At 51.8% G+C, this 23,144-nt stretch carries 12 protein-coding genes; 4 read left to right on the top strand and 8 right to left on the bottom strand.

Annotated elements, in window-relative coordinates; genetic code table 11:
* Positions 1 to 500: 500 nt before the first annotated feature.
* The gene (locus P8N76_19515; protein MDG2383871.1) at positions 501 to 710 is read right to left on the bottom strand and encodes a hypothetical protein; all 210 of its coding nucleotides are present in this window, start codon (positions 708 to 710) and stop codon (positions 501 to 503) included.
* Positions 711 to 1,026: 316 nt separating this feature from the next.
* Between P8N76_19515 and P8N76_19510 the strand changes: the two genes are divergently transcribed.
* Positions 1,027 to 2,301, top strand: a complete 1,275-nt coding sequence (locus P8N76_19510; protein ID MDG2383870.1) for a PQQ-like beta-propeller repeat protein — start codon at positions 1,027 to 1,029, stop codon at positions 2,299 to 2,301.
* Positions 2,302 to 2,325: 24 nt separating this feature from the next.
* Here the strand turns inward: P8N76_19510 and P8N76_19505 are convergent, their stop codons facing one another.
* The gene (locus P8N76_19505; GenBank protein ID MDG2383869.1) at positions 2,326 to 5,073 is read right to left on the bottom strand and encodes an alkaline phosphatase family protein; all 2,748 of its coding nucleotides are present in this window, start codon (positions 5,071 to 5,073) and stop codon (positions 2,326 to 2,328) included.
* A gap of 564 nt (positions 5,074 to 5,637) precedes the next feature.
* On the opposite strand from P8N76_19505, the gene P8N76_19500 reads away from it, so the two are divergent.
* Positions 5,638 to 6,627: a mechanosensitive ion channel family protein gene (locus P8N76_19500; GenBank protein MDG2383868.1), complete on the top strand. Its 990-nt coding sequence runs from the start codon at positions 5,638 to 5,640 to the stop codon at positions 6,625 to 6,627.
* A gap of 112 nt (positions 6,628 to 6,739) precedes the next feature.
* On the opposite strand, the gene P8N76_19495 is transcribed toward P8N76_19500, so the two are convergent.
* From P8N76_19495 to P8N76_19480, 4 genes are all read right to left on the bottom strand, one after another.
* Complete coding sequence (locus tag P8N76_19495) at positions 6,740 to 10,012, bottom strand: HEAT repeat domain-containing protein (GenBank protein MDG2383867.1); 3,273 nt, start codon at positions 10,010 to 10,012, stop codon at positions 6,740 to 6,742.
* A 166-nt stretch (positions 10,013 to 10,178) separates the two neighbouring features.
* Positions 10,179 to 10,697: a gamma carbonic anhydrase family protein gene (locus P8N76_19490; protein ID MDG2383866.1), complete on the bottom strand. Its 519-nt coding sequence runs from the start codon at positions 10,695 to 10,697 to the stop codon at positions 10,179 to 10,181.
* A 137-nt stretch (positions 10,698 to 10,834) separates the two neighbouring features.
* Entirely contained in the window at positions 10,835 to 12,796 is a 1,962-nt protein-coding gene (locus tag P8N76_19485) for a sulfatase (protein ID MDG2383865.1), read from the bottom strand.
* 104 nt (positions 12,797 to 12,900) lie between these two features.
* Positions 12,901 to 14,247 (bottom strand): Gfo/Idh/MocA family oxidoreductase, encoded by a 1,347-nt coding sequence (locus tag P8N76_19480; GenBank protein ID MDG2383864.1) that lies wholly within the window; start codon positions 14,245 to 14,247, stop codon positions 12,901 to 12,903.
* A gap of 446 nt (positions 14,248 to 14,693) precedes the next feature.
* Between P8N76_19480 and P8N76_19475 the strand changes: the two genes are divergently transcribed.
* Positions 14,694 to 14,870 carry a hypothetical protein gene (locus P8N76_19475; protein ID MDG2383863.1) on the top strand — a complete coding sequence of 59 codons (177 nt, stop codon included), beginning with the start codon at positions 14,694 to 14,696 and terminating at the stop codon, positions 14,868 to 14,870.
* 198 nt (positions 14,871 to 15,068) lie between these two features.
* Positions 15,069 to 15,704 (top strand): dockerin type I domain-containing protein, encoded by a 636-nt coding sequence (locus tag P8N76_19470; GenBank protein MDG2383862.1) that lies wholly within the window; start codon positions 15,069 to 15,071, stop codon positions 15,702 to 15,704.
* Positions 15,705 to 15,847: 143 nt separating this feature from the next.
* On the opposite strand, the gene P8N76_19465 is transcribed toward P8N76_19470, so the two are convergent.
* Positions 15,848 to 17,305, bottom strand: a complete 1,458-nt coding sequence (locus P8N76_19465; GenBank protein ID MDG2383861.1) for a sulfatase — start codon at positions 17,303 to 17,305, stop codon at positions 15,848 to 15,850.
* A gap of 52 nt (positions 17,306 to 17,357) precedes the next feature.
* Positions 17,358 to 22,859: an Ig-like domain-containing protein gene (locus tag P8N76_19460; GenBank protein MDG2383860.1), complete on the bottom strand. Its 5,502-nt coding sequence runs from the start codon at positions 22,857 to 22,859 to the stop codon at positions 17,358 to 17,360.
* Positions 22,860 to 23,144 lie beyond the last annotated feature (285 nt).

Here is a 23,144-nt window from a genome sequence, read left to right as displayed (position 1 = left end):
GTTAAACACAGCCGCCCCCACCTCACGGTAGGCCAATCAATTCGTGGGGACGGCTCTGCTGGAAGACTCTCGTGTCATTAATCGGTGGAACGCTTCGCCGAGAGATTGATTCTGTTTCAAATCTCTTTGTCTAAATACCGCAGCGCCGCCCTCGCGTCAGTGTATGTCAATCAGAGCTTGAGGGCGACGCCAGTCGGTGTTCCTTGTTCGATCTCATTTACTTCTATAAGGATTCGGACCTCTCTAAGTTCGCAACAATATTTCACTCTTCGGAAAAAGTGAAGCACCGGCTCGCAGCCGCAGGCACTCTGTGTACCGCCCCTAGAAACAGAGAAGGCCTATCATCAGTTGGGGCGGCACACAGAGTGCCCGCTACCTGCGCTTTCAAAAGGGTTTTCGATTTACCGGGAACCCGGACTTCGAGGTGTGCGATCATCTCAAAAAAAACGAACGCAAAAAGTTGATAAGTTGAAATGAAAAGTTTGAAGGATTTAGCCTGATCAGACATCTTCGCAGGTGCGTCGATGAGAACAGGGTGTTCGCATGCGGTCGCTAAATGTTTGCGATGGATCTTCTTCGACGACAGCCGAGTAGGTCGTGTCGTGGTTTAGCTGGTTGAATTCTCTCACAAACTCCTCGCGTGGGTCTTCGAAGGTATGGAGATCCACGATTTGGTTTTGCCGCAGAATTAGTACTCGGAGTAACGCCATTTGTGAAACCTCACCGAATAGTGCCCCTATCTAAAAACAACGTCACGCGTTAAATGTACTCATGACATCACTGGCTTCTTCAAATCGGTACGTGCAATTTGGAATTGGGGTTCGATTAAGGTTGATCTTCGACTCGGTTTCGATGATAAAAGTGACGCAAAGATAAGATGGGCGAAATAGTAGGCCGTGGCCATGCTCGTCGGAGACTTTCAAGACTATTTGCGATGCTCAGTAACACTCGATTAGTCTGGGTGTTTATGCGGTTCGCGAAGCTATTCAAACACAAACGCTTGCGTTTCCATGAAGGTAGTTAATTATGATTCGATTCCGATTAGCCATCAGTAGTTTTGTGATCACAATTTGCGTGGCGGCTTCCCTGGCAATCTCGGCAGATTGGAACCAATGGCGTGGACCACAGCGCGACGGTAAGTCAGATGAGACAGGATTGACCAAGGACTGGACCGCGAACGCGCCGGAGCTTTCTTGGCAAGTTGACGGTCTTGGCAAAGGTTACGCGAGCTTAGCGATTTCGGATGGTCGAATGTTCACGCTTGGCGCGATTGACGGTCAAGAAGATTTAGTTGCTTTGAGTGTCGAGGATGGAGCAAAATTGTGGACTGTCTCCTTTGGCGAAGGGGACCACTCCAATGGGACCCCGACGGTTGATGGAGATCGAGTCTATGCAGTGGGTTTGCGAGGGGATTTGATTTGCGCGAATGTGGAAACAGGTAAAGTGATTTGGCAAAAAAGCTTTGCCGACGATTTTGAGGGAAAAATGATGTCGGGTTGGGGCTACAGCGAGTCTCCGTTGATTGATGGCGATCGGCTGATTTGCACGCCGGGAGGGCCGGATGCCTTGATGGTGGCGCTGGATAAAATGACGGGCGAAACTATTTGGTCGACGAAACCTGCCGAAGCCGAATCGTCCCGTGGCAAGGATGGCGCTGGTTATTCGTCGATCGTCATCTCTGAAGCAGCCGGCGTCCGACAGTATATCCAGCTGACAGGACGCGGACTGGTTGGCGTACGAGCTGTTGATGGGGAGCCGCTTTGGCAATACAACGCGATTGCCAATGATGTGGCCAATATTCCGACGCCGATTGTCTGGGATGATTTTGTTTTTTGTTCAACCGGGTATGGGACCGGTGCCGCATTGCTGAAATTGACGCTTGAAGCGGGGCAGATGACAGCGAACGAGGTTTATTTTCTTGATGCGTCGACTTTTCAAAATCACCATGGAGGCATGATTCGGGTTGGAACGCACCTGTTCTCCGGCCATAAGCACAATCAGGGTTTTCCGATCTGCCTGGAATTGGAAAGCGGTGATGTGGTTTGGGGCGGTAATCAACGTGGCCCGGGTGGTGGATCAGCCGCGATTGTTTATGCCGATGGTCACCTGATTTACCGCTATCAAAATGGTGTGGTTGCTTTGATCGAGGCAACACCGGATGCCTATCGACTCAAGGGGACCTTTGAACCGAATTTTCAAGAGGGTAACAGCTGGGCGCATCCGGTTGTCCACGATGGCAGGTTACTGTTGCGTGAGCAAGATAAGCTCATGTGTTATGACATTCGACGGAAGCAGCAATAGGCACCGGTGGTCACGCTCCCCATCTTACGAAATTTGTGACCGATTCAATTTATCGGATGTGAATGGGGCAGCAAACGCCTGTTCGCTTGCTGGCGACGGTATGAGCACCGTCTGAGCTTCTTCGTCTTGGCTCCAGGTTTCGAACAGTAGATCAGCCGCGATTGCTGCCACGATCGCCGGTCGAGCGATCTCGCGAGGTTGAGCCTGACGATTTAGCCAGTTGACGATCAAGAGCACGTCGATGGCCGCGATCGCACCATCTCCGTTGACATCCACAGGATGTGCAGGAGCTTGCGGCGAATCAGCCAAAATGCGGGCTCCATGTTGATTGAGATCGTTAATGACGAGCAGAGCATCCAACGGGGTAATGATTTGGTTTTGATCAACGTCCCGAGGATCAAAGGCCGTCTCCTGGTCTTGAATCACTTGCAACTCCAGTGTTGAAACATTCCAGTGACGAAAAGGCGTCGCATCAGCAGCGCCGATCAAGCGCAGATCATGGTCAGCCGAATCAGCCGTTACGATCTTGAATCTTATCAGTCCAAAATCATCGACGGCTAAAGGGACTTTGAACAGCAACGCTTCCTGCGGTCCGGGGGCACTTGCTTGTCGGCCTCCGGCCTCGTTAATCTGCCCGATTTCAAGCATGCCCGCTGCCTCCACCGAATAAAGTGGCCCGGCCACCAGGGGACCTTTGGCTGTCAGCTTGCCATCAAAAACCACGTCAACGAATGCGTGAGCCACCCCTTTTGCATCGGGACGAACATCTTGAACGAACAGCGAAAGCCAAAATTGTTCACCAGGAGCCACCTGGGTGACTGCGTCGCCAGATTCGTTTGTCGCTTTCAGTCGCAGAGCAACTTCAGGACCATCATTTTTGGAGGGCGGATGCGGATGAGGCGAAATCATGCTGTTCACTTGGATCAAAACGTTCGCCTGTCCAACTGATCCTCCCGAATCCTGAACTTGATAGACCAATGTTTCCCTTCCTTGAAAGCTTGCCGCGGGCGCATAGATAATGCTTCTGCCATTGCTCGCGATGGTTGCCTGCCCCAAGTCGGATTGGATTAGATTGATGATTGTCAGTTCACCCGTCCCCTGATCATTGGTCAAGACTGGCAAGCTGACGGGTGCTGTTCCGCTGTGCATTTGAAATGAATCGTTCCCAGCCCTGACTTCGCCGATCGTCATCGGCTCGGTTTGAATGATGACCTGATAATCTTCGACTTCACCCGTCTCAGCAGAACCGCTAGGTGACAGATCAAGCTGACGTGAAAATCGAAAACGAGCGAACAAAGAAGTTGATGTGACGGCTGATGGAACTTGAAAGGTTAAACGATTGCTGCCGGCCGTAAGTGGTTGGTTGGCGACCACCTGTTCACCTGAATCGGCCCAGTCACCGTCCACGTTCCAGTCGAACCAGGCCTGCAAAATACCCGCTTCTGATGCGACTGCATCAAGGGAAGCTGTCTGGCCTGGCACCATTGCGGAAATGAAAGTGATCCCGTCTTCATCATCATCAGCCAGGGCCTGGCGATCTGGCTGCCCATCTGATTCAGCATCTACCATCGAACCAAGAAAGAATCCCGGTTCTAGCTTGTGGAAAGCTCCCGCTTCTTCCTGTAAAGTTGGAAATGGTGCCGGTGCGTCACCGAAGTCGAATGACTCCGATGGAGAACGGTCGGGAGGTAAATCACAAGTCGCGTTAACGGCACAAGGGTGTAAATTGCGAAGGGTCGATCCCGGAATGGGTGGCAATCCCAAAAGCTCCAATGCTAAGTTCCCTGAGTCACCGTTGCGAATCGGTTGTTGAGCATTCGAAAAATTTGGTTGACCGAAACCCGGATCTGATGTTGTGGAGGAATAAATCGAATATAAATTGGCACCTGCTTGGACATCCGTTCCCCAGACATAAAAAGGAATCTGGTAGTTCGCAAGTTCTGCGGCCGACGCGTGGCCTGTGGAAAGTCCTCCATGATCCGAAGTTACGATCATCGCGGTCGAATCTCGCAGTCCTGAATCCGATCTGATCATGTTCATCACTTGAGCAATTTGGCGATCGGATTCTTTGACAGATTCATTCCAGGCTGGGGACGCCCAGCCGAATTGGTGCCCCTTCCGGTCAGGCCCGGCTAGGTGCAAAAAACTGTAGGTGAACTCTTCCCTGCCGAGCGAAGCTGCAAATTGATCGACGACCTGAGAAATGTCAGCAGATACAAAATAGCGGTCAATTTTGTCTCGACCGTTGTTGCCACCTTTGGGATTCGTATCTGCAGCTCCATTGGAGGAATTGTAAGATCTGTCGAAAAGCGAGAATTTGCTCTTGGTCGCATACAACGCTGTGGATCCACCCTGATCATGGACTACGTCAAAGACGCTGCTCACGTAGTCTAAATCGGGATGATTGGCGTGAAGCGTCTGCCCAACAGGCGGATCATTATTGTCCGTCCAGGCATGTCCAATCTGCAATGGAAGACTGTTGTGCTCCAATACAGGTCGCCCCGTTAACATCGAACTGTGGTTGGGTAAGGTCAATGTGTAATTTGCATCGGTGCGCGCATTGAGCGTCCATGCACCTTCGTTTTGCAACTCCAGAAACGTTGAATAGTCCCCGCTGGAATTTCGTTCTTCTGCACGCAAGAGTGGTTCAAGCCAACGCGATGCTAAGCCATCGACGCTGATGTGGACGACATGGTCGACTGCCAGGAGAATTCGATTCTCGAGTAATTCGATGGCCATGGGGCGTAACGGTCTGCGGTCACGATATTTCACAGTGATTCAATGCTTCTCTGTTTTGGCTCTTGCTGAAATGCAACGCTCGTAATCGAACACATTCGATTCACACGACGTTTCTGTTTTTACTCGCTGCCCGACTATTCTACCGAGCGATTTACCAAGTCGATATATAGAACGCATCGAGTGGCAGCATGCTGTGTGATGGAACGTTCGAGAGGCGAGCCGATATGCGGGGCGAACTACGGAATTGAGAAGACCAAGTCCATCCGCCTGCCACGATTCGTGGAGGTCGAACGCGGCCGTGCCATTGCCGGTTATCCCTTGATACCGACCAAAGGTTTTTTTATAAGTCTGTTCTTGATTCCCTTCTGCGGGGAATTTTTGATACTGGGTAGGCAAGGAAGACCGTGTTGAGCTGATAGAAACAAGGGGCAAAAACTCTTGATTGTTTTCAAGCGTCCTGCCCATATCCGATTGAATTTGAACTTGTTAAAACCTTCCAAGGGTAGTTCTTTTCAAACGTTTACTTGTTGGCCGCTCATTTTTGTAAGTTCAAATCTTGCAAGATGAATTTTAATGATTGTTTTCAGGAGTCTTGGAATGAAATGGAAGCTTCTACTATTCGCGATCTCAGTTGCATTTTCTGCTTCAGAGATGACCGTTTTGGGGCAGGAGAGTAATGCGAAGGACGACGTGAAGCAAGAAATTGAAAAATCAGTTCAGGATCTGGGAAGCCAAGCCTCAACAACACTTGAATCGCTTCAGTCTGGTGACTTTCAGTCGGCCGTTTCCGGCGTGGGAGTGTTGTTGAAGGGCTACGCTCTACCGGCGGCCACCGCATTTGTCGTTTTTATTCTCGCCTATTTCTTTGCGGCATTTGTCGCACGAATTTGTAGCGCTCCGGTCCGAAAACGGGTTGATGAAACGTTGGGGCGATTTGTCGGAAAGGTCATTTTTTACCTGATCATCGTTGGTGCTGGTCTGGGAGTGTTACAGTACTTTGGTATTGGAGTGACCAGCTTTGCAGCGGTGATTGGTGCGGCAGGTTTTGCCGTGGGTCTTGCTTTCCAGGGTACGCTCTCAAACTTCTCGGCTGGGGTGATGTTGTTGGTGTTTCGCCCCTTCAAGGTCGGCGATGTCATCAATGCCGCTGGCATTACGGCGAAGGTCAATGAGATCGACCTGTTTGCCACGACCTTCGATACGCCTGACAATCGGCGAATCGTGGTACCCAACAGTATGATTTCGGGCGGGATCATTGAGAATGTGACGCATCACAACGAGCGTCGAATCGACGTGAATGTAGGTGTTGATTATTCGGCCGAGATTGACACGACTCGTGCGATCCTGCTGGCTGCGGTTCAGTCGTTAGACGGAATCATTGAGGGGGAAGGACGCGGCATACAGATTTATCTGAATGAACTGGCGGATTCGTCCGTGAATTGGGTGGTGCGAGTCTGGTTTCCAGCGGCCGCATACTCGGGCAAGCGGGAAGAACTCATGCGGGCGATCAAAATGCACTTGGATGAAGCGGGGATCGGCATTCCATTTCCACAAATGGATGTGCATGTGTCACAGGAAAAATCGTGAGTATCGACTGGATGTTTTTCTGAGACTGGCTCACAGAAGGTCGGTTCGGCAAGCCGTGGTGGATTCACAGCGCGGTGAGAACGTACGACTGTTACTGGATGGTTCAGTGACGTTATTGGGATAAATACTCGATGAGATCGCGGATCTCGAATTGCGTTAAGACGTCTTTCATCGATGGCATTGTTGACAACTGACTTATTCTTCTCGATTCAATCGATTGTTTTGCGATCTTTTGTGGCTTCGCGGTCGAGTTCATGATTGTCAGTGATGATTCATCTTCTGCGATGATATTACCGGTGACTTGTCGTCCATCGTCTGTCTCCAAAACTACCGTTTGATAACCTTTGGCAATTTTTTTGCTAGGTTCAATCAAGGCTTCGTATAGGTAGGTCCGGTCGACTCGTTTGCCAATCTCCTGGAGTTCCGGTCCTGCTTGTTTACTACCTCCACCGGCCAGATGGCAACGCACGCATTGGGCGGTGACGTGATTTTTGAAAATGTGTTCTCCACGCGCGGCATCACCTCCGAGCAGGTTGATTTGGTCAGAATGTTTGTTTGTCAACGGTTGCAAGCGAGCCAAGAGATCGCGGTTCGCCCGTTGCTGAATCGCCTGCTGTACATCCAGATACAACTCGGGCTCTAGTTGTCCGAGGGACCACTTTTCCAGCAAAGAGCTCAACCATCGCTTCACCATCGGTTTGTCGAGAGCAGCGAGAAGTCGAATCCCGGCCTGACGTTCTTGCAAATCGATGTCGGGCCACTGCTCAGTCAGCCAATCGATCGCCCGTTGCGGATTGCGGGTGGTCAGTAATTGGAAAGCGGTGGCTCGTAACGCTTGTTCGTTCGTTGCCAAGGCGATTTCCAATTGTTCAGCAAGTTGCGGGGAATTTCGTGCGGCCAGGGTCTTTAACGATTCTATTCGTATCGGCAGTGGTTGATCTTCTGTGCGAAACCAGCGAGCGAAGATTTCATTGGGAACATCGAGTTCTCGTTCACGAACGAGTCGTGCGATGGCAACATCCAGTTCGGGCTCTTGGTTTTGCAACAATGATTCAATGTGGCTTTGAAGCAAATTGCGAGCGTCACTGACATCTTGCGGTTCGCGTTCGCGAATGCGTCCGACCACTCGATCGTAGCTGGGGTTTTCTGCCCAACGCATTAAGCAGTTTAGCGACTCGAGACGCATCTCGAGGGACATGCTGGCATCTGCAGCACAGTTGATCAATCGCGCAGCATCCTGGTTTCGTCCCAGTCGAAAGTTAGCACTGATTGCTCGGCGGATGATTGCGGGGTCACTTTCCGTTGGCTGTTCATTGAGTCGAGCAGCGAGCTTTTTCAGGGCGATAGGAGGTGAGAAGTCATCATGGATTGCAGCAGCTGTTTCTCGGCGGACCCAGGGATCCGAGTCAGTCAAGAAGTGGGCGAGTTCTTCAGCTCGCCGCTTACGCAACGCGACGACGCAAACGGATCGCACAAAGACGGAAGGGTCGTCTTTGGCAAGCGCCAATTGGGCAGGCGGGGTTGCATTCGCAAGACCCATGATGACTGCGTGTCGCAACATGGGGTCCCGATTTGCATTTTGCTTTGCCAACTGGAACAGCTCGTTTGTCGCCTCGGCGGCGCCCAGTTTGCCGATTGAAATCGCTGCATGAAACCTGACCCGTGCCGATGGGTCTTGTAGTAATTGTCTTACCTGTTTTGTCGCGGTGTCGAGTTTCATGTCACCTGCTAATTTGCCAACCTGAGCGCGAATTTCAGGATCTGCATCTTGCCAAGGTAGCTGTGTGGTCAAGTCGGGTAAGCAATGAGCCTGCATTTGCAAGAGGCTCCAAAGGGCATGGATGCGAGCCAATTGGGGGGCGGATGTTGTGGCAGCTATTTGCAAACAGGTGGCGGCAGCCTGGCGTCGTACGAGTTCAAATTGGGCCAGTCGTCGAATCCTCTGGTCAGGGTGGCCGAGTAACTCACTCACCTCCGTGATCCGGTGATCGCGTAAGCCTGTTTGCAATAGTTTAGCAACGTTCTTGCGTCGCTCTCCGTTGGCTGCCTTGGGTTCGTCGACTCGATATATTTTTCCGCGTCCATTGGGACTCCACATTCCATCCCAGTCAGCAATATAAAGCGCGCCGTCCGGTCCAAAGTTGATTGAACTGGCCATTAAACCTTCATGGAACGTGTGTTCGTTCGTCATCGAGAACGAAGCTCCATTAGGTCGAACTTGAAACGACGTGATTTTTTTGACGGGAAACTGACACAAAAAGAAGTGACCACGATAGTGGTCGTTGAGTGCAGTACCCGGGTTGTATTTGAAGCCGCCGGGGCCCACGGAATAATTCGAAATTGGAGGCACGATATAGGCCGCCTGTCCCTGGAAATGGGGTTTCCATAATTGGCCCTCAATCCAAGGGTTGTAGGCAGGCCCTTGGGTGAATTTCGACCAGCCTTCGGTGCGGAATTGCCAATTCAGTCGCCAGCCCGAGTCGCCGCCCTCCACGATATAAACGAACCGCTCACGCTCATTTGCCAAGTCTCCGTCGTTGTCAACAGAAAATAGATTTCCATACTCATCAAAGGCGATCTCCTGCACGTTGCGTAAACCGATTGCGAAGACTTCCAGCTCACTCCCATCGGGATTCATGCGCAGTACACCGCCTGTGTTTGGATAGTGAATCGGTGTCGCGCCTGTGGGTTTGATTGAAAAGCCGTTGTCACCTACGCTGAAATAGATTTTTCCCTCCGGACCAATGGTCAAGCCGTGCAGATCATGACCGTCAAAAGCTGCGTGGACACCAAAGCCTCGGTGGACCGACTGACGTTTTTCTGCCACGCCATCCCGGTTCGCATCTGACAGACGCCAAAGATCAGGGTAGACGGTGAAAAAAACATCCGTTCCCAATGGCATCACGCCCGCAGCAACTCCTGTGATCTCTTCTTGGAAGCCGGTCGCGAACACGGTGGAGTGATCAGCTTTTCGATCGCCATCCCGATCTTCCAGCAGTTGGATCGTTTCTGTGACCTCTTGTAAATCCTTCCAGTCGTGGCTGCCGTCATGATTGCGATCCTCCAGCCATGACCGATTGGTGTCGCTGAATTTCGGCGCCATCTTTTGCCGGAAAAATTGCCGGAGATCGTGGATGGATTGATTGCCAAGATCGTCGAGAACCCACTCTTTATGTTGGCGGATGTCGATGTCAACTGAGCTGCGTCGAGCCGATTGAACCACATACAGCCGCCCCGAATTATCGAATGACAAGGCAACCGGATCACGCAGTTGAGGTTCGGCTGCCCACAACTGCATCTCCAGGGACTGGTCCGGTGGAAGCGCCTTGACCGGGTCTGGTAGCATTGCCAGAAAGCAGAGTAAGAATAAGCAACGAATAATCATGATTGCCTGCATTCTATTTCGGTTTTCGGTGGAAATAGAGACTCGCCGAAATGCAACTGATAGTAAATCAATCAAATCCTTTGTCATCGGCACTTACTCAGTTCTGAAGTTTAATGTTCTGTTCATGAACGGATCGAAATAACACGTTGGGTCACCGTGTTACTCATCAGCTCTCCAACCGAGAATTGTATTTTCGACTTGCAATCTTGTAATGTTCAGCTGCATGACGAATCTGCGCTAGATGCTGCTCGGTCGTTTCTCGAACTACTTTGCCTGGCACTCCCATTACGAGTGAATGAGGTGGGATTTCTACTCCCTCGGTGACGATTGCACCAGCGGCAATGACACTTCCCGAACGAACTCTGGCTCCATTCAGGACAACGGCACGCAAGCCGATCAAGACATTGTCCTCGATCGTCGCTCCATGAACGACGGCAGCGTGTCCGATGGTAACGTTCTCTCCAATCTCACAGGGGAAACCTGGGTCGGCGTGCAGGACACAACTGTCTTGCACATTCGAGCCAGGACCGATTTGTATCGGACTCGTGTCGCCACGAACGACCGCATTGAACCAAACACTCGCCTCGGCCCCGATCGTCACATCGCCTAGTACCACTGCGTTTTCGGCAATGAATGCTGTTGGATCAACGAGCTGGGGGCGAAAATCAATTTGAAAATTCGACATGGTACTTTTCTTCTTGTCTTCCACAATGCAATTTGAATTCATTTTGGCATACAAGGCTGGAGTTTTTCAGCAGGCTACATGAGTCGCTGTTAAGTGACTTGCTCGCTCGCTGGTCTGCATCAGACGCTGTTCTTGTCTTATTGTTTCAGGTGGTTTCGCAAGGCATCGGCGCTGAATCGGACGAACATCCAGCAGGGATGCGAGCTAGTCGTTTCTTTTTCTGTTGCTCGATCCAAGACAGCTTGAACTGTCTCGCGGTCAGGTCGTGCCGTCTTGAAATTCAGTTGCAGTGCCCGAATTGCCCGCAGGATCACATCAACATTGTCACCGCGGATCTCGCTTAAAAGTACGTTGGTTGCTGATTGGGATTCACCGGCTGAAAGAAGGGCCGAAGCGGCTTCGATTCGAACCGCGGCGACTGGATCATTCAGTAGATCCAACAAGAGGGATCGGCTCGACGTGGTCAATTCTCCCTGGCAGCGTAAACCGACTACGCCCCAAAAACGAACGGCCGGATCCGCAGCTTGGCAGCGCGTTATATGTTCCGCCAGCGTGCTTTCCCGTCCGACGGATTGAGCTGTCAACAGCGTGTGGTCTAAGGCATAGCGATCATGATCTTGCGCCACGTCCCAGGGGCTGTCGTGACGCAAGCGATCCCAGACAATGGATTCCGGCAAGAAGCCAATGTCGCGTGTCTCGAATACCCATTTTTTATGAGCTGATCGCATGCGTTGGAGGACATCAGAAACTCGAGGATCCTTTGCCAGATTGTTCAACTGAAACCGATCCACGGACGTGTCGTAGAGTTCTTCCACGGGCTTTTGATCTGCGGCGAAGGTGAGTTGATTCGAATTGAGACGCTTCGCATCTCGCAATGTCGCTATTTCACGGCGCAAAGCAGAGTGATCGGAATACCATTCGGGCGGCATCCATGATCGATGAGGCATGTAGTTGCGGATATACAGGTAGCGATGATCGCGAACGGATCGAGACAAATCGTCGACTTCATCCACCCGATCGCGCGCTCCGTAGACGTATTCTCGACGTATTGGGTTCGGTCCAATGAAAGGCTGTCCCTGCATCCACGCGGGAGTTTCAACCTCGGTGCAGGCCAGCACGCTGGGTGCGAAGTCAACAAACGAAATCATTTGATTCTGGACGTCTGACTTGTTGTGACGCTGGACGTCTCCCGGTTTCAACGGCTTGAATTTTTCAGGGATCCGGATAATCAACGGCACGTGCATGCCACTGTCGTGGAGTAATCGTTTGCCGCGCGGCATTCCCATGCCGTGATCCGAAAAGAAAAAAACGATTGTCTCCTCGGCCAAGTCGTCCTCGTCAAGTTCTCGCAAGAGTTGTCCGACTTGTTGATCCATGACACGAATGCAATCATAGTAACGTGCCATTTCACGTCGGGCAGTTGGAGTGTCCGGATAGTAAGGTGGCAACGGCACATCGGCTGGCGGATGTTGAATTCCATCACTGATTTGAGCGGCAACTTCGCGTTCAAACTTCGCGTGGGGCCAGACGCTGGTTCGTGACTGATGGGTAGTCATCAGGTTGAAAACGGCAAAGAAGGGTTGTTTTGACTTCCGTTGACGCCAGTGAGCGTGCGGACCATTCTGACTCCACATGGCTTGGATGTGTTGTCTCTCATCCTGGATGTTGTAATCGGTTTTTACGTTGTTTGATGTGAAGTAACCCGAACTTCGCAACAATTCAGGAAACGGTTTGCAATGTTCCGGAAGAGAGAAATGAGAACGCAAACGTTGTGTGCCGAGCGACGTTGCATACATGCCCGTAATCAGGCAGCAGCGCGCGGGTGAACAAACGGGCGCCGATGCGTAGGCTTGAGTGAAGCGAATGGATTCACTTGCGAAACGGTCTAGATGCGGTGTCGACGCGAATGAGTCTCCGTAACAGCCAAGATTCGCACTCATGTCCTCTGCAGTGATCCACAGAATATTTGGCCGATTATCGCTGGCTTGGCTCTCCTCGGCTGGCAGGCCGATGAAGGCGAGGGAAGCAATGAATGTGAGTGCATACCGAGACTCGATCGCCCGCCCGATCGGTCTTGTCGACAGGATGTTTTTGACCAAATTCTTGACTGACCTTTTTCAAGCGGCAACAGAACAGCGGTCCGATCTTCTCGTTCGGCATACGGAAAAGAAGATCGACTTGTTTCCGAACTGTTTTTCTTGAGTTAGACGTGATTGGGATCGGGGTGGATCCAAGGCGCTCGATAGGGCCGTGCCAGTCGCTCGTTTGCCTCCTGATCGCCGACGACCTGCTGTTTTTCAGCATCCCAGGTCAACGAACGTCCAAGGTCAACTGATAGATTGGCAAGCACACAACTGGTCGTGGAAATGTGACCCTCTTGGATGTCGGCGATTGGTTTGCCACGTGATTGGATATTGCTCAAGAAATCTTGCATGTGGCGGCGGATGGCCGGCGCCACATGTCGCTCCAGATCTTTCTCAGTTTTGTCTTCCGGATACTGTTCCAGCTCGTAAACGACATCTTGGTGAATCGACTTACCTGATTTTGGAATAAAGTCAAAGCTTTGCACGCTGACCTTCAGCGTCCCTTTGTCCCCATAGAGTGTGGCGCCCCAAGGATACTGGGGATCAACAGGAGGTCCCCAGCTGCGATGTTGCCAGACAATGGGAAGATCGCCAAAATCAAACGTCGCGGTTTGCGTGTCCGTGATGTTTGCTTTGCTGGCCTTGTCCACGTAAATGCCGCCGGTCGACGAAACACGGTCTGGCCAGCCTAAGTCGAGCATCCAACGCACCATGTCGAGCATGTGGATGCACATGTCGCCGACAATGCCATTGCTGTATTCCATAAAGGCGCGCCAACGTCGAGGATGGACCAGTGAATTGTAAGGACGTAGCGGGGCAGGCCCCGTCCACATTTCATAATCCAAATTGGCTGGCGGGTCACTGTCTGCCGGGTTGTCTCGAGCCCGCATGTGGTAATAGCAGTAGATTTCGACAAGGCCGACGTTGCCAAGAAGACCCGACTGAATGATTTCTTCCCGAGCTTGCGCGATGTGCGGTGTGCTTCGACGTTGGGTACCGACTTGAACCACCTTGTCATACTTGCGAGCGGCTGCCACCATCGCCTGACCTTCGACCACATCAACTCCGATCGGTTTTTGCACGAACACGTCAGCACCTGCTTTGACTGCTTCGATCATAGGAAGCGCGTGCCAATGATCAGGCGTTCCGATCAGAACGATATCCAAGTCTTTTTCTGCGAGCATCTTTCGATAATCGCCGTAGGTCCGTGGTCGTTTCTTTGACCGTTGACGCGAAGCCACCATGTCGGCGGCATGGGATAACATCTCGCGGTCCACATCGCACAGCGATACCACTTCGACCGGCGCTACCTGGAGCAGACGGAATAGATCACATTTGCCATACCAACCACAGCCGATCAAGCCGACTCGTGGTTTGCTCTCTGCAGCGACTTCGGCAGCTTGATTTTGAGCCGCAGTCATCGCGAGACCGGCAGCACCGAGCTGCAAAAAATTACGACGATCCATCTAGGTATCTCCCACGTATTCGAGATTGATTTCAGTTCAAGTATAGCGACGTCAACCTTCTCTCGCGACTTTCCCGTTTTGCCCGTATCGGCGGAACCGGAAAGTCGCTGTTCGGGGCGGAAAATCCTTGATCCGGTCCCCTTTGAGTAATGCCGTCTCTTTAATAAATGCGCCGAATTGGCCACAGATACGGATTGTTTAAGAATATCGGCAGCAAAAAACAGAGTGAATTCTTACAAGTGGTGGATATCGGTGTGCGATTTTTGCAACTTGCTTATACTGAAAAGACGTGACTCTTCTGGAAGGTGAATTTCAATTCACCCGATTGTGAAACATTTCTTTGTTGGAGTTGACCTATCGTGCGCCTGCCGTGGACCCAATGTAAACCAAAATTGGCCGGATCAAGGAGTTCAGTCCTCGCCGTTGAGAGCCTGGAGGCTCGCGAGATGTTACATGGAGGCGATGTTGCCGAAGTGCAATTAGTCGCGGAAGGTGAAGGGGAGTTGGTCCCCGACTTTTCGTTACTTGACGTGAATGCCACCTCCAGTCGATTCAATCAATCGATTTCACCTCGTGACTATCTTGGGCAGGTCTCGGGGTGGTATTTTGGGCATGCAACGTGAGGCTACTGCAGTAGCCAGTTTGGCTACCTTGATCAGATCCAGAAAGAACTTGATCTCGATTACAGTGATCTTGAGATCGACATTATCGGCGTTAACGAGCGAGGGCATGAACTAGGCAACTCAAGCATTACCGATGGCCGTGACATTTCTTGGGTTCAAGATCTGGATGATGACGAAGACGGAAGATCGGATGTTTACTTGAACAGTTGGGATTACGAATTTCGTGATGTTGTGATCATCGATGAGAACAACGAAGTTGTCACCACCTACAATCTAACGAGCAACAATCTGAGCGATTCGGAGAATTATGCCGAGCTGCGACAGTTGTTTGTGGACGCAGCGAGTGAATCGCAAGCGAACCCTTGGCACAACGCTGACAACCCTTTGGATGTCAATGCGGACTCGTTTATATCACCACTGGATGCACTGCTCGTCATCAATGAGTTGAACAACGCAGGGGCTCGCGAATTGGGGACGCCCAGCGGTGAGGTAACGGTTTATTTCGATACGAATGACAATCGATTCGTGGAACCGCTTGATGCTTTGTTGGTGTTGAACGAACTGAACAAAACAAATGTTGACGAGGGTGAGGGTGAAAACGCCTTGGACGCATCACCTGTTGATTTGCAACTGGATAATGGCTCTCTAGCTGATAGCGGCCACGTTCCAACATTGGCTGCTCAGTCCGTCGACCGCGTATTTCAACGCGATGAGATGGCAGCGGCCCTGGAATTGGTCGTTGAAGATGACGAAAAAAATTCGCCATTAAGGCAAGTCGCGAGCACGACCGTTTCAAACGCACCGCTTGAACTCGAATTGTTGGGTTCGGTTTGATTTGCCGCAGGTCGTTTTGCCAGGAGAGCAACGGTTCGGTGAATCGTTTTCTGAATGGAATTGGCAGATTAGCGGATACAATGCGACAGAGGTTTGGCGAAAGCCTTGGGTTCTGATTCTTCCCCGTCGCCGTGGAGAGCCGCTTAGTAAGAGTGGGATTGAATCGAGCGTAGTTTGTTTCGTAATCGGCGTTGCATCTTTGTCAGCGACTCGGCATGTCGCTCCACCGATGCGAGATTGGAGAACTGCTGAGGATCCGCGTGCATGTCGTACAGTTCGCAGGATTTGTCTGGATACTCGATGTAAGCCCAACGATCGGTGCGCAATAGATGCGCCTTCCCCTTCAGGCAGTAAACCTGAGTTCTTAACGGTTGTTTCGGGTGATCGAATAGCGAGGCCGCACTTCGTCCTTGGCAATGCTCAGGCACTGGGAGGTTGCAAAGTTCTGCTAACGTCGGGAATAAGTCGATTTGTTCAAACAGGCTTGCCGTGGTCGCCACGGTTTTCTCTGGCGCTGAGATGATGACTGGAATGCGAACCGATTCTTCATGGAGACTCATCTTCTGCCAGAAGTCATGCTCTCCCAGGTGATAACCGTGGTCGGAGGTGAAAACGACGATCGTATCATCCCGTAATCCAGCCTGGTCCAAGGCTGAGATGATGCGTCCGACTTGTCGATCCATGAATGTCACCGATGCATAGTAGGCTGAGATGACCTGCCGCTGTTTCTCTTCGCTTTCAGCTAAACCCATCCCAGTTGAGTTGCGAGATCTGCCTGCTTTTGGAATGTCATCCCAGTCGTCCAGCTTACGTTGTGGTAATCGCATTTTGGCTGTCGGATACGGCTCATGGAAACTCGCGGGTGCGACCAGCGGCACATGAGGCCGAACGAATCCGACCGCTAGGAAGAATGGCGCATCTCCGATGTTATTTAGCAGTTCAATCGCTTTGTCGGCGGCCATCACATCAGGTTGTTCGGCTCCATTTGTCTCCCCTTTCACGACATAAAATGCCGAACCAAATCCAAGACCATAATGTTGGTTAGGGTCTCGCTTGAGACGCTCGTTACTCAAATGGAAATGTTGGCCACGCGTCATCCACTCCGGTGCCTGGCAATTAAAACGTTGAGACCAGGAAGCGATGTGATCGGGCCCATCCACACCGTTTGTAATGTCACCGGGGACACGCATATGATAGATTTTGCTGACTCGCGCCGTGAAGTAATCATGATTCCGGAAGTGTTGGGCGAACGAAGGACGTTCCCCAAGATTTTCCGTAAATCGTGAAGAAGACCCGTTGCCCCTTACGCCGATCGTTTGCGGATACATGCCCGACATTAAAGCGGCCCGTGATGGTCCGCAGACCGGGAATTGGCAATAAGCGCGCTCAAAACGCAAACCTTGGGTCGCCAGACGGTCGATCGCCGGCGTTTGGCATTGTTGGTTGCCATAGCAGGACAACGCTTCTGCCGAGAGATCATCGGAGATGATCAACAGCACATTCTTCTTGGGGGCAGCAGCAATTGGGGTGCTGGCCAGATTGACAACGAACGTGACCAGGCAGTAGCGTTGGAAATACCACAGCCACATGGAAAGTTTCATTCGCCCCGTATCCCTCTCGAGGAGCGACAGACTGGGGGGAAGGCGACGTTCACTAAAAAACGAGCCCAAAGTCTTCATCGTCTGTCAGCAGGTCCGTCGTCTTTACTGATTCCCGTTCAAAGTCCAAATCGTCGAATATCTGATCAAGCGCGGAGACCGAATCAATCGCGACGGGTCGGCGATTTGTCGTCAGAGTTGGTGCCCGAAGTTCGCCAGTCGAGTTCTCGCCGCGTGAAGATTCACGATTCCCCTGCAGGGCTGCGGCCAGATCTTGATTTTCAAGCGAACTAACGGGAGAGGCGCCGGCCGAATAGACGCCCAGTTGAAATACGTAGACGAAATCAGTTGAGTCGAATTCGCCGTCACCGTTCCAATCACCTTGACCGAAGCCCGAATTGCCGGCGATCCCATCTTCGTATTGACCGAGCTGGAAGACGGCCACCAGGTCAGATGAATTGAACAAACCGTCGCCGTTTACATCACCGGGAAGGCGTTCGTCAGCACCCTTGCCGGGTGTGCCTCCCTGGACTGAACTGGCCTTCCAGCCTGTGTTCGCCGACCATTGATTGAGATCCGATTGATTGGCATCGACGATTTCAAGCGTGTATCCGTCGCCATCGGTCGACGGATACCATTCGTCTTGGTAGCTGAATTGTTGAATGGTTGTTCCAAAAGCAGACAAGGTAATCTGTTCCGAATCGTTGCTGAGTCGTCCCCCCCAACTGCCGGCGATTGGTAAATCGCTGCCGTAGCGAGACTTGAACGCATTCACATCTTCTACTACCAGGACGCGTTCGCCCGGAGCGAGCGACGTCACGTTGCCCTCGGCAAAGGTGAAATTAACGCCCTGGTCTCCTGTGTCCGTTTCAATTTGTTCCAGCGATGCGGGTGTAAGATCAATCGATTGATCGCCAATGTTGATCAGTTCGATGAATTCAAAATCTTCGTTGCTCGTATGCCCCGCCGCTTTCTCGGCAGCGGTAGCCGCATACGGATTGTAGTTGATCTCACTGATTCGCAGTGAATTCGCCAGCTCGGGAGCAACGTCTGCCGAGGTTACGAACTGAGCGGGATCCGACCAATGACTCCAGTGTTGATCGTTGTCCATCATTCGTACTCGAACGCGATACTGTTTGCCCGCTTCTACATGCTGCGAGGGAATGCTGATCGTATCGGCGAAGGCATCCAGCTCACCACTTTCCCAGGTCGATTCGATTTCATATTTTCGAGGTGCAGTTCGGTTGTAGCGATCGAACCCAGGAACTGACGGGTCGGTGATCTCTGAAATTCGCCACTCCATTGCGGCGAATTCAGCGTTAACTGGACTGGCAAACGTCGAGGTTTGGAAAGTCAAATCGCTGACGGGGAATCCAGCCTCCCCGGCGTAGCTGATGGTGGGCGTGGTCGGAATATTCTCTTCGTTGGTCAGGATGCGATCGGTGATGAATTTGTTTCGTTTGTCAACGTAATCCTTTAGGATCTTGATCATTCCAGGGTAGTCTTTACTGCTTGCCTTTTGGTAATACTTCCAACGCGATGCATTTTTGCTGCTGTTGCTGTATTTGGAGTTCTGCGCGTTGACAGGGTTGTAATCCCACATGGCACGGTCGGCGTCGACGAAAGATTGTTCTCCTGGCTGATAAACGAAACTTGCCATTTCATCAATCAGCATTCCCGTTTGCTCTTGGTTGAAAAGCAAATCAAGGATCTCACGAGCGCTGTTTTGGTAGTCCCGGTTGAGTCGGTTTTTGAGATCGATGTTGGCCTGGAGTGTGTAGTCATTGAAATCGTTGTTCTTTGCGACCTTCACATTGAACTCGTGGTTTTCATTGCCGTACATGTTGTCGGCCCAGGTTAGATCGAGATCCCAAGGGTGGATCTCCCACAGTCCCGTTTCCGGGTTGTTGTAGTAGAAGAAATTTTTGCCAAAGGCCGTATCGTAATGATGGATGGCATGCGAGATCGTTTGGTAGGTGTAGTATTTTTCCAGGTTGAGATTGTCTTTCCACCATTCGACCGTAGGGCGTTTGCCACCACGGAATTCGCGGATGAAAGATTTTCCATCCGAGCGATCATCCACTTGATAGGGGCCTTGGTTCGTCGTTGACTCAGGATTGTTGCCCTCGATCTTGTAAAAGTTTCCGTCGGGCAGATCGTGCTCATCTAAGAACTGGCCGTCTGGCTGTTCAATCGCCAGGTACATACCTTGGAAGTCAGTACTGTATTGGTCGGCGCCCTGCTCGTTGGCGCTTTCAATGATTCGGAAATGAACATAATTGGTGTTGGGGCTTTCTGTGCCGGCAAGGTTGAACAGTTTGAATCCGACGGATTCGAACAGCCCCTGCTCGCCCCGATGTTGGAAATCACCCTGTTGAACCACCGATGAGAAATTCAGCTTGTCCCATTTTGTATCGTACTTGCTCCCGTAATCATCTCGAGCTTGGAAGCGATGTCCGCGATTGAAATCGAACTTCCACATGTTTTTACCCATCGCGTAGCGCCACACTCCACCGCGGGCACGATAATGGATGTGGTCATAGACGACGCCGTCATAGACCATCGTGCCTTCCCAGAGGTAATCGCTGCCGCTGTATCCACCGCGACGGGACGAGTCGGGAATGTATTGTGAATCGAGGTGGGAGTCTTTCGTGGTAATCAATTGATAGACGGGTACGCTGTTGAGCAATTCGCTATCGTAGGTCACATCGGGTGTACGGCCGGGGCGATCGGCCGCTGTCCAATCAGGAATGCCGTTGTAGACGAAGTAGGCGAAATTGGGTTGCAGATCGTCAGCATACGGTGCGGTGATCGATGCTCCTGCAGTGTCGGTTGAAGTGATGCGATAACGCACCAGTCTTCGATGAGTTTGGAGTTCGGCCGGTAAGACAGCGGTGTAGATGTTGTCGGCGGCTGTTGCGTCACCATTTTGGCCGTCATCCAACATCGCAACACTGGTCCAACTGGTCTTGTAGCGTGCATCGCTCAGGCTGAAATAATTACCTGGATCAACGAGCTGATACTCCAGCGTTACGTTTTGGATGCCGGACGGGTCGGTGACGTAAGTCGTAATCGTCACGGCATCTTCTGCTGTCGGCTGTTCAGGCGAGTGGTTGATTTGCCTCATCTGTGGTGCAGCATTCTCCGCAAAGACGGAGTTCTTAGCACCAGGTGTTGGTGCCGCGGAACGCCAGCTACCACCGATGTCATTTTCGAGAGCAGGGTGAATTAACTGAATTGATGGTCCGGGTTCCTCACCGACTGACGGCCAGGGAAATCCAACGTTGTAATCAACTCGATCGATGCGATCGCCGCCCGCACTCCACAATTCGATGGTTTCCCCTGAGTTATTGAGCTTGCCCTCCCAAGGGCCAATCGCCGGCTTTTTGAACTTTGATTGGAACATCTGCGGGTCCATCGCAACCACCAAGTATCCCCCCGGTTCGACCGAAGAACCGGCTGGGAATCGGAAGCCGATGCCATCTCGAATGGTCCAGTCGGAAACGTCTACAGGGACATCACCTTGGTTGTACAATTCAACGAATTCAACGATCTCTGTCTTCACCGGGGGATCGATATGGATTTCGTTAATCAGGATCTGTTGCTGCTGTACCAGCGAATTGATGGCGATCTCAACCTCGGTGGGCTGGGAATTCGTTTGGCCGTCTGAGACCGAGTAGGTGAACGTTGCTAATCCGGTGAAGCCAGCGGGTGCCTGATAGGCGAAGGAGCCATCGCTATTGAATTCGACACTTCCCTGGGTCGGACCGGAGACCAGCGTGGCGGTCAAGGTGCCGCCTTCAACGTCGATGTCATTGGCAAGGACTCCCGACCCTGCAGCGATCTCAATCGTCTGACCGGATAGGCCAAAGTAAACGTCTTTTTCCGGGCTAGGGGCGTCATTTACAGCTTGGACCGTGATGGTTGCCGTAGCCACATTGGAAAGGTCTTCGCCGTCACTCAGTTGGTAAGTAAAAGAATCATCTCCGTAGTAATTGGCATTGGGGGTGTAGGAGACGGCCCCATTTTCGCTGAGCGACAATGTGCCGAACTCCGGTTCCGACAACAACGTGACGGTGAAAGGATCCGATTCGGCATCGATATCATTTTGCGTCACACCCGCATCGATGCCTGTGTTTAAGGCAACGTCTTCTGAGATCATGAACTGATCATCATTTGCAATCGGCGGACTGTTGATCAGAATGGTGACCTCGACAGAATTCGAGATGTTCGTGCCATCATCGATTCGGTACGCAAACGTTTCAATCCCGAACGCCCCTTGTGGGTCATAATCAAAAGATCCATCATCCAACAACGACAATGAACCACGGCTAACGGTTCGTTCAAGCACGACCTTGAGGTCGGCTTCGTCAATGTTTAGGTCGTTCGCAAGGAGTCCCGTCTCTGTCCCAACCGTGAGCAGCGTTCCGGATAACATCTTGTAACGATCCGATACGGGAAGGGCAGGATCGTAGACGGGTGACACATTCATAGTCACCGTCGTTGGTTCGGATGCTCGGAAATCTTCTGCCACATAGGTGAACGTGTCAGTGCCGAAAAAGTTCGAGTCGGGGAGATAGAAAAACGATCCGTCGGCTTGAAATGTAAGTGTGCCGTGTTGTGTTGTTTCGATCACGGTGGCAGTGAGCGGATCGCCGTCCGCATCGGTATCGTTCGCGAGCACTCCCTGATCCGCTGGGAAGAAGTTCAAGAAGAAATCGCTGTCTTCCGCCACCGTATATGCATCCGGCGTGGCTTGGGGTTTAGCATTTGCGTAATAGGAGTTGACTTCGGCAATCACGTTGCTGACTTCGGTAGACGTCAACGCACCGTTGTACATGCGGATCTCGGCAATATCACCATCGAAACCGACGTCGCCCGACGAGGATGTGTTGCCAAACATGGTGTCGATCGGTGAGAGAGGGCCTGCAACACCATCTGCGGTGGAGCCCGCAACATTACCATCCACGTAAAGCGTCAGCGTATCGCCGCTACGTGTTAATGTGGCAACGTGCATTTGTCCATCGTTCAAACCCGATACGTCAGAATAGACGTTAGCCGACGCGCCAAACGAGGTGCCAATCCCTGCTGAAATAGCTCCCTCTGGATTGATCGACAAACCCCAGTCGCGGCCAAAGTTTCGACTGTTGGCGTCGACGAGACCCGAATTGGAAAACCAAACGTCCCGACCACCCTGCAGTTCCGACGAGTCTGTCTGGAAGGTGGCGAAAACCGAGAAGTCTTCCGCTGTTCGCAACGGGCTGACTGATCCGGCCACCTTGATCGCATCGACTCCATCCGAAGTTTCAAAGCGAATTGCCGAACGACCGCCGATTTGTCCTTTGGCGAGTATTGGTTGTCCGATCGCAGAACCTTCAATTCCGCTCACCGAATCCGCCCAACGGCTGACGGTTGCCTGATCGTCCAGCTCTGCGTTGAGGTCATCGGCAATCCAATGACCCACCAAGTCACCGGCGAGCAAGACACGCGCTTCCATCGTTTCTACGAATGCAGCACGTCGTTGACGCCGCGATGGACGACCCGTTAGATACGCCATTCTTGAAGTCTCCCTGGCCAGATTGCCTGAAGGCGAATCCCAGCAAACCTGTTTTTGAAAAGTTGATGACAGCATGAATCAATGAGGATTTCATTGGGCTGCATCGGGTGTTTTAACCGCGGTTCATCCTCATCGCCTGGTCGCAATGTGACAAGGTTGCGTGTCGCGCTCTACAGAGAGCATTATATCGTAAAGAGAAAAAAACAGCCTGTTTTTGCCACCGGTTCATGCGGCTCCTCGCCGCCCGGACGGGGCGCCGCGAAAGTTTCAAATCGAGTGATTTCT

Source organism: Pirellulaceae bacterium (genome assembly GCA_029243025.1).
Taxonomy (GTDB): domain Bacteria; phylum Planctomycetota; class Planctomycetia; order Pirellulales; family Pirellulaceae.
Note: the sequence above shows the minus strand (reverse complement) of the source record. Positions and strands in the feature narration are given on the sequence as shown.

Bases quoted from the DNA above. Each gene is read 5' to 3' on its own strand.
- P8N76_19515 (MDG2383871.1), bottom strand. From the start codon at position 710: ATGGCGTTACTCCGAGTACTAATTCTGCGGCAAAACCAAATCGTGGAT.
- P8N76_19510 (MDG2383870.1), top strand. From the start codon at position 1,027: ATGATTCGATTCCGATTAGCCATCAGTAGTTTTGTGATCACAATTTGC.
- P8N76_19500 (MDG2383868.1), top strand. From the start codon at position 5,638: ATGAAATGGAAGCTTCTACTATTCGCGATCTCAGTTGCATTTTCTGCT.
- P8N76_19495 (MDG2383867.1), bottom strand. From the start codon at position 10,012: ATGATTATTCGTTGCTTATTCTTACTCTGCTTTCTGGCAATGCTACCA.
- P8N76_19490 (MDG2383866.1), bottom strand. From the start codon at position 10,697: ATGTCGAATTTTCAAATTGATTTTCGCCCCCAGCTCGTTGATCCAACA.
- P8N76_19480 (MDG2383864.1), bottom strand. From the start codon at position 14,247: ATGGATCGTCGTAATTTTTTGCAGCTCGGTGCTGCCGGTCTCGCGATG.
- P8N76_19475 (MDG2383863.1), top strand. From the start codon at position 14,694: ATGTTACATGGAGGCGATGTTGCCGAAGTGCAATTAGTCGCGGAAGGT.
- P8N76_19465 (MDG2383861.1), bottom strand. From the start codon at position 17,305: ATGAAACTTTCCATGTGGCTGTGGTATTTCCAACGCTACTGCCTGGTC.
- P8N76_19460 (MDG2383860.1), bottom strand. From the start codon at position 22,859: ATGGCGTATCTAACGGGTCGTCCATCGCGGCGTCAACGACGTGCTGCA.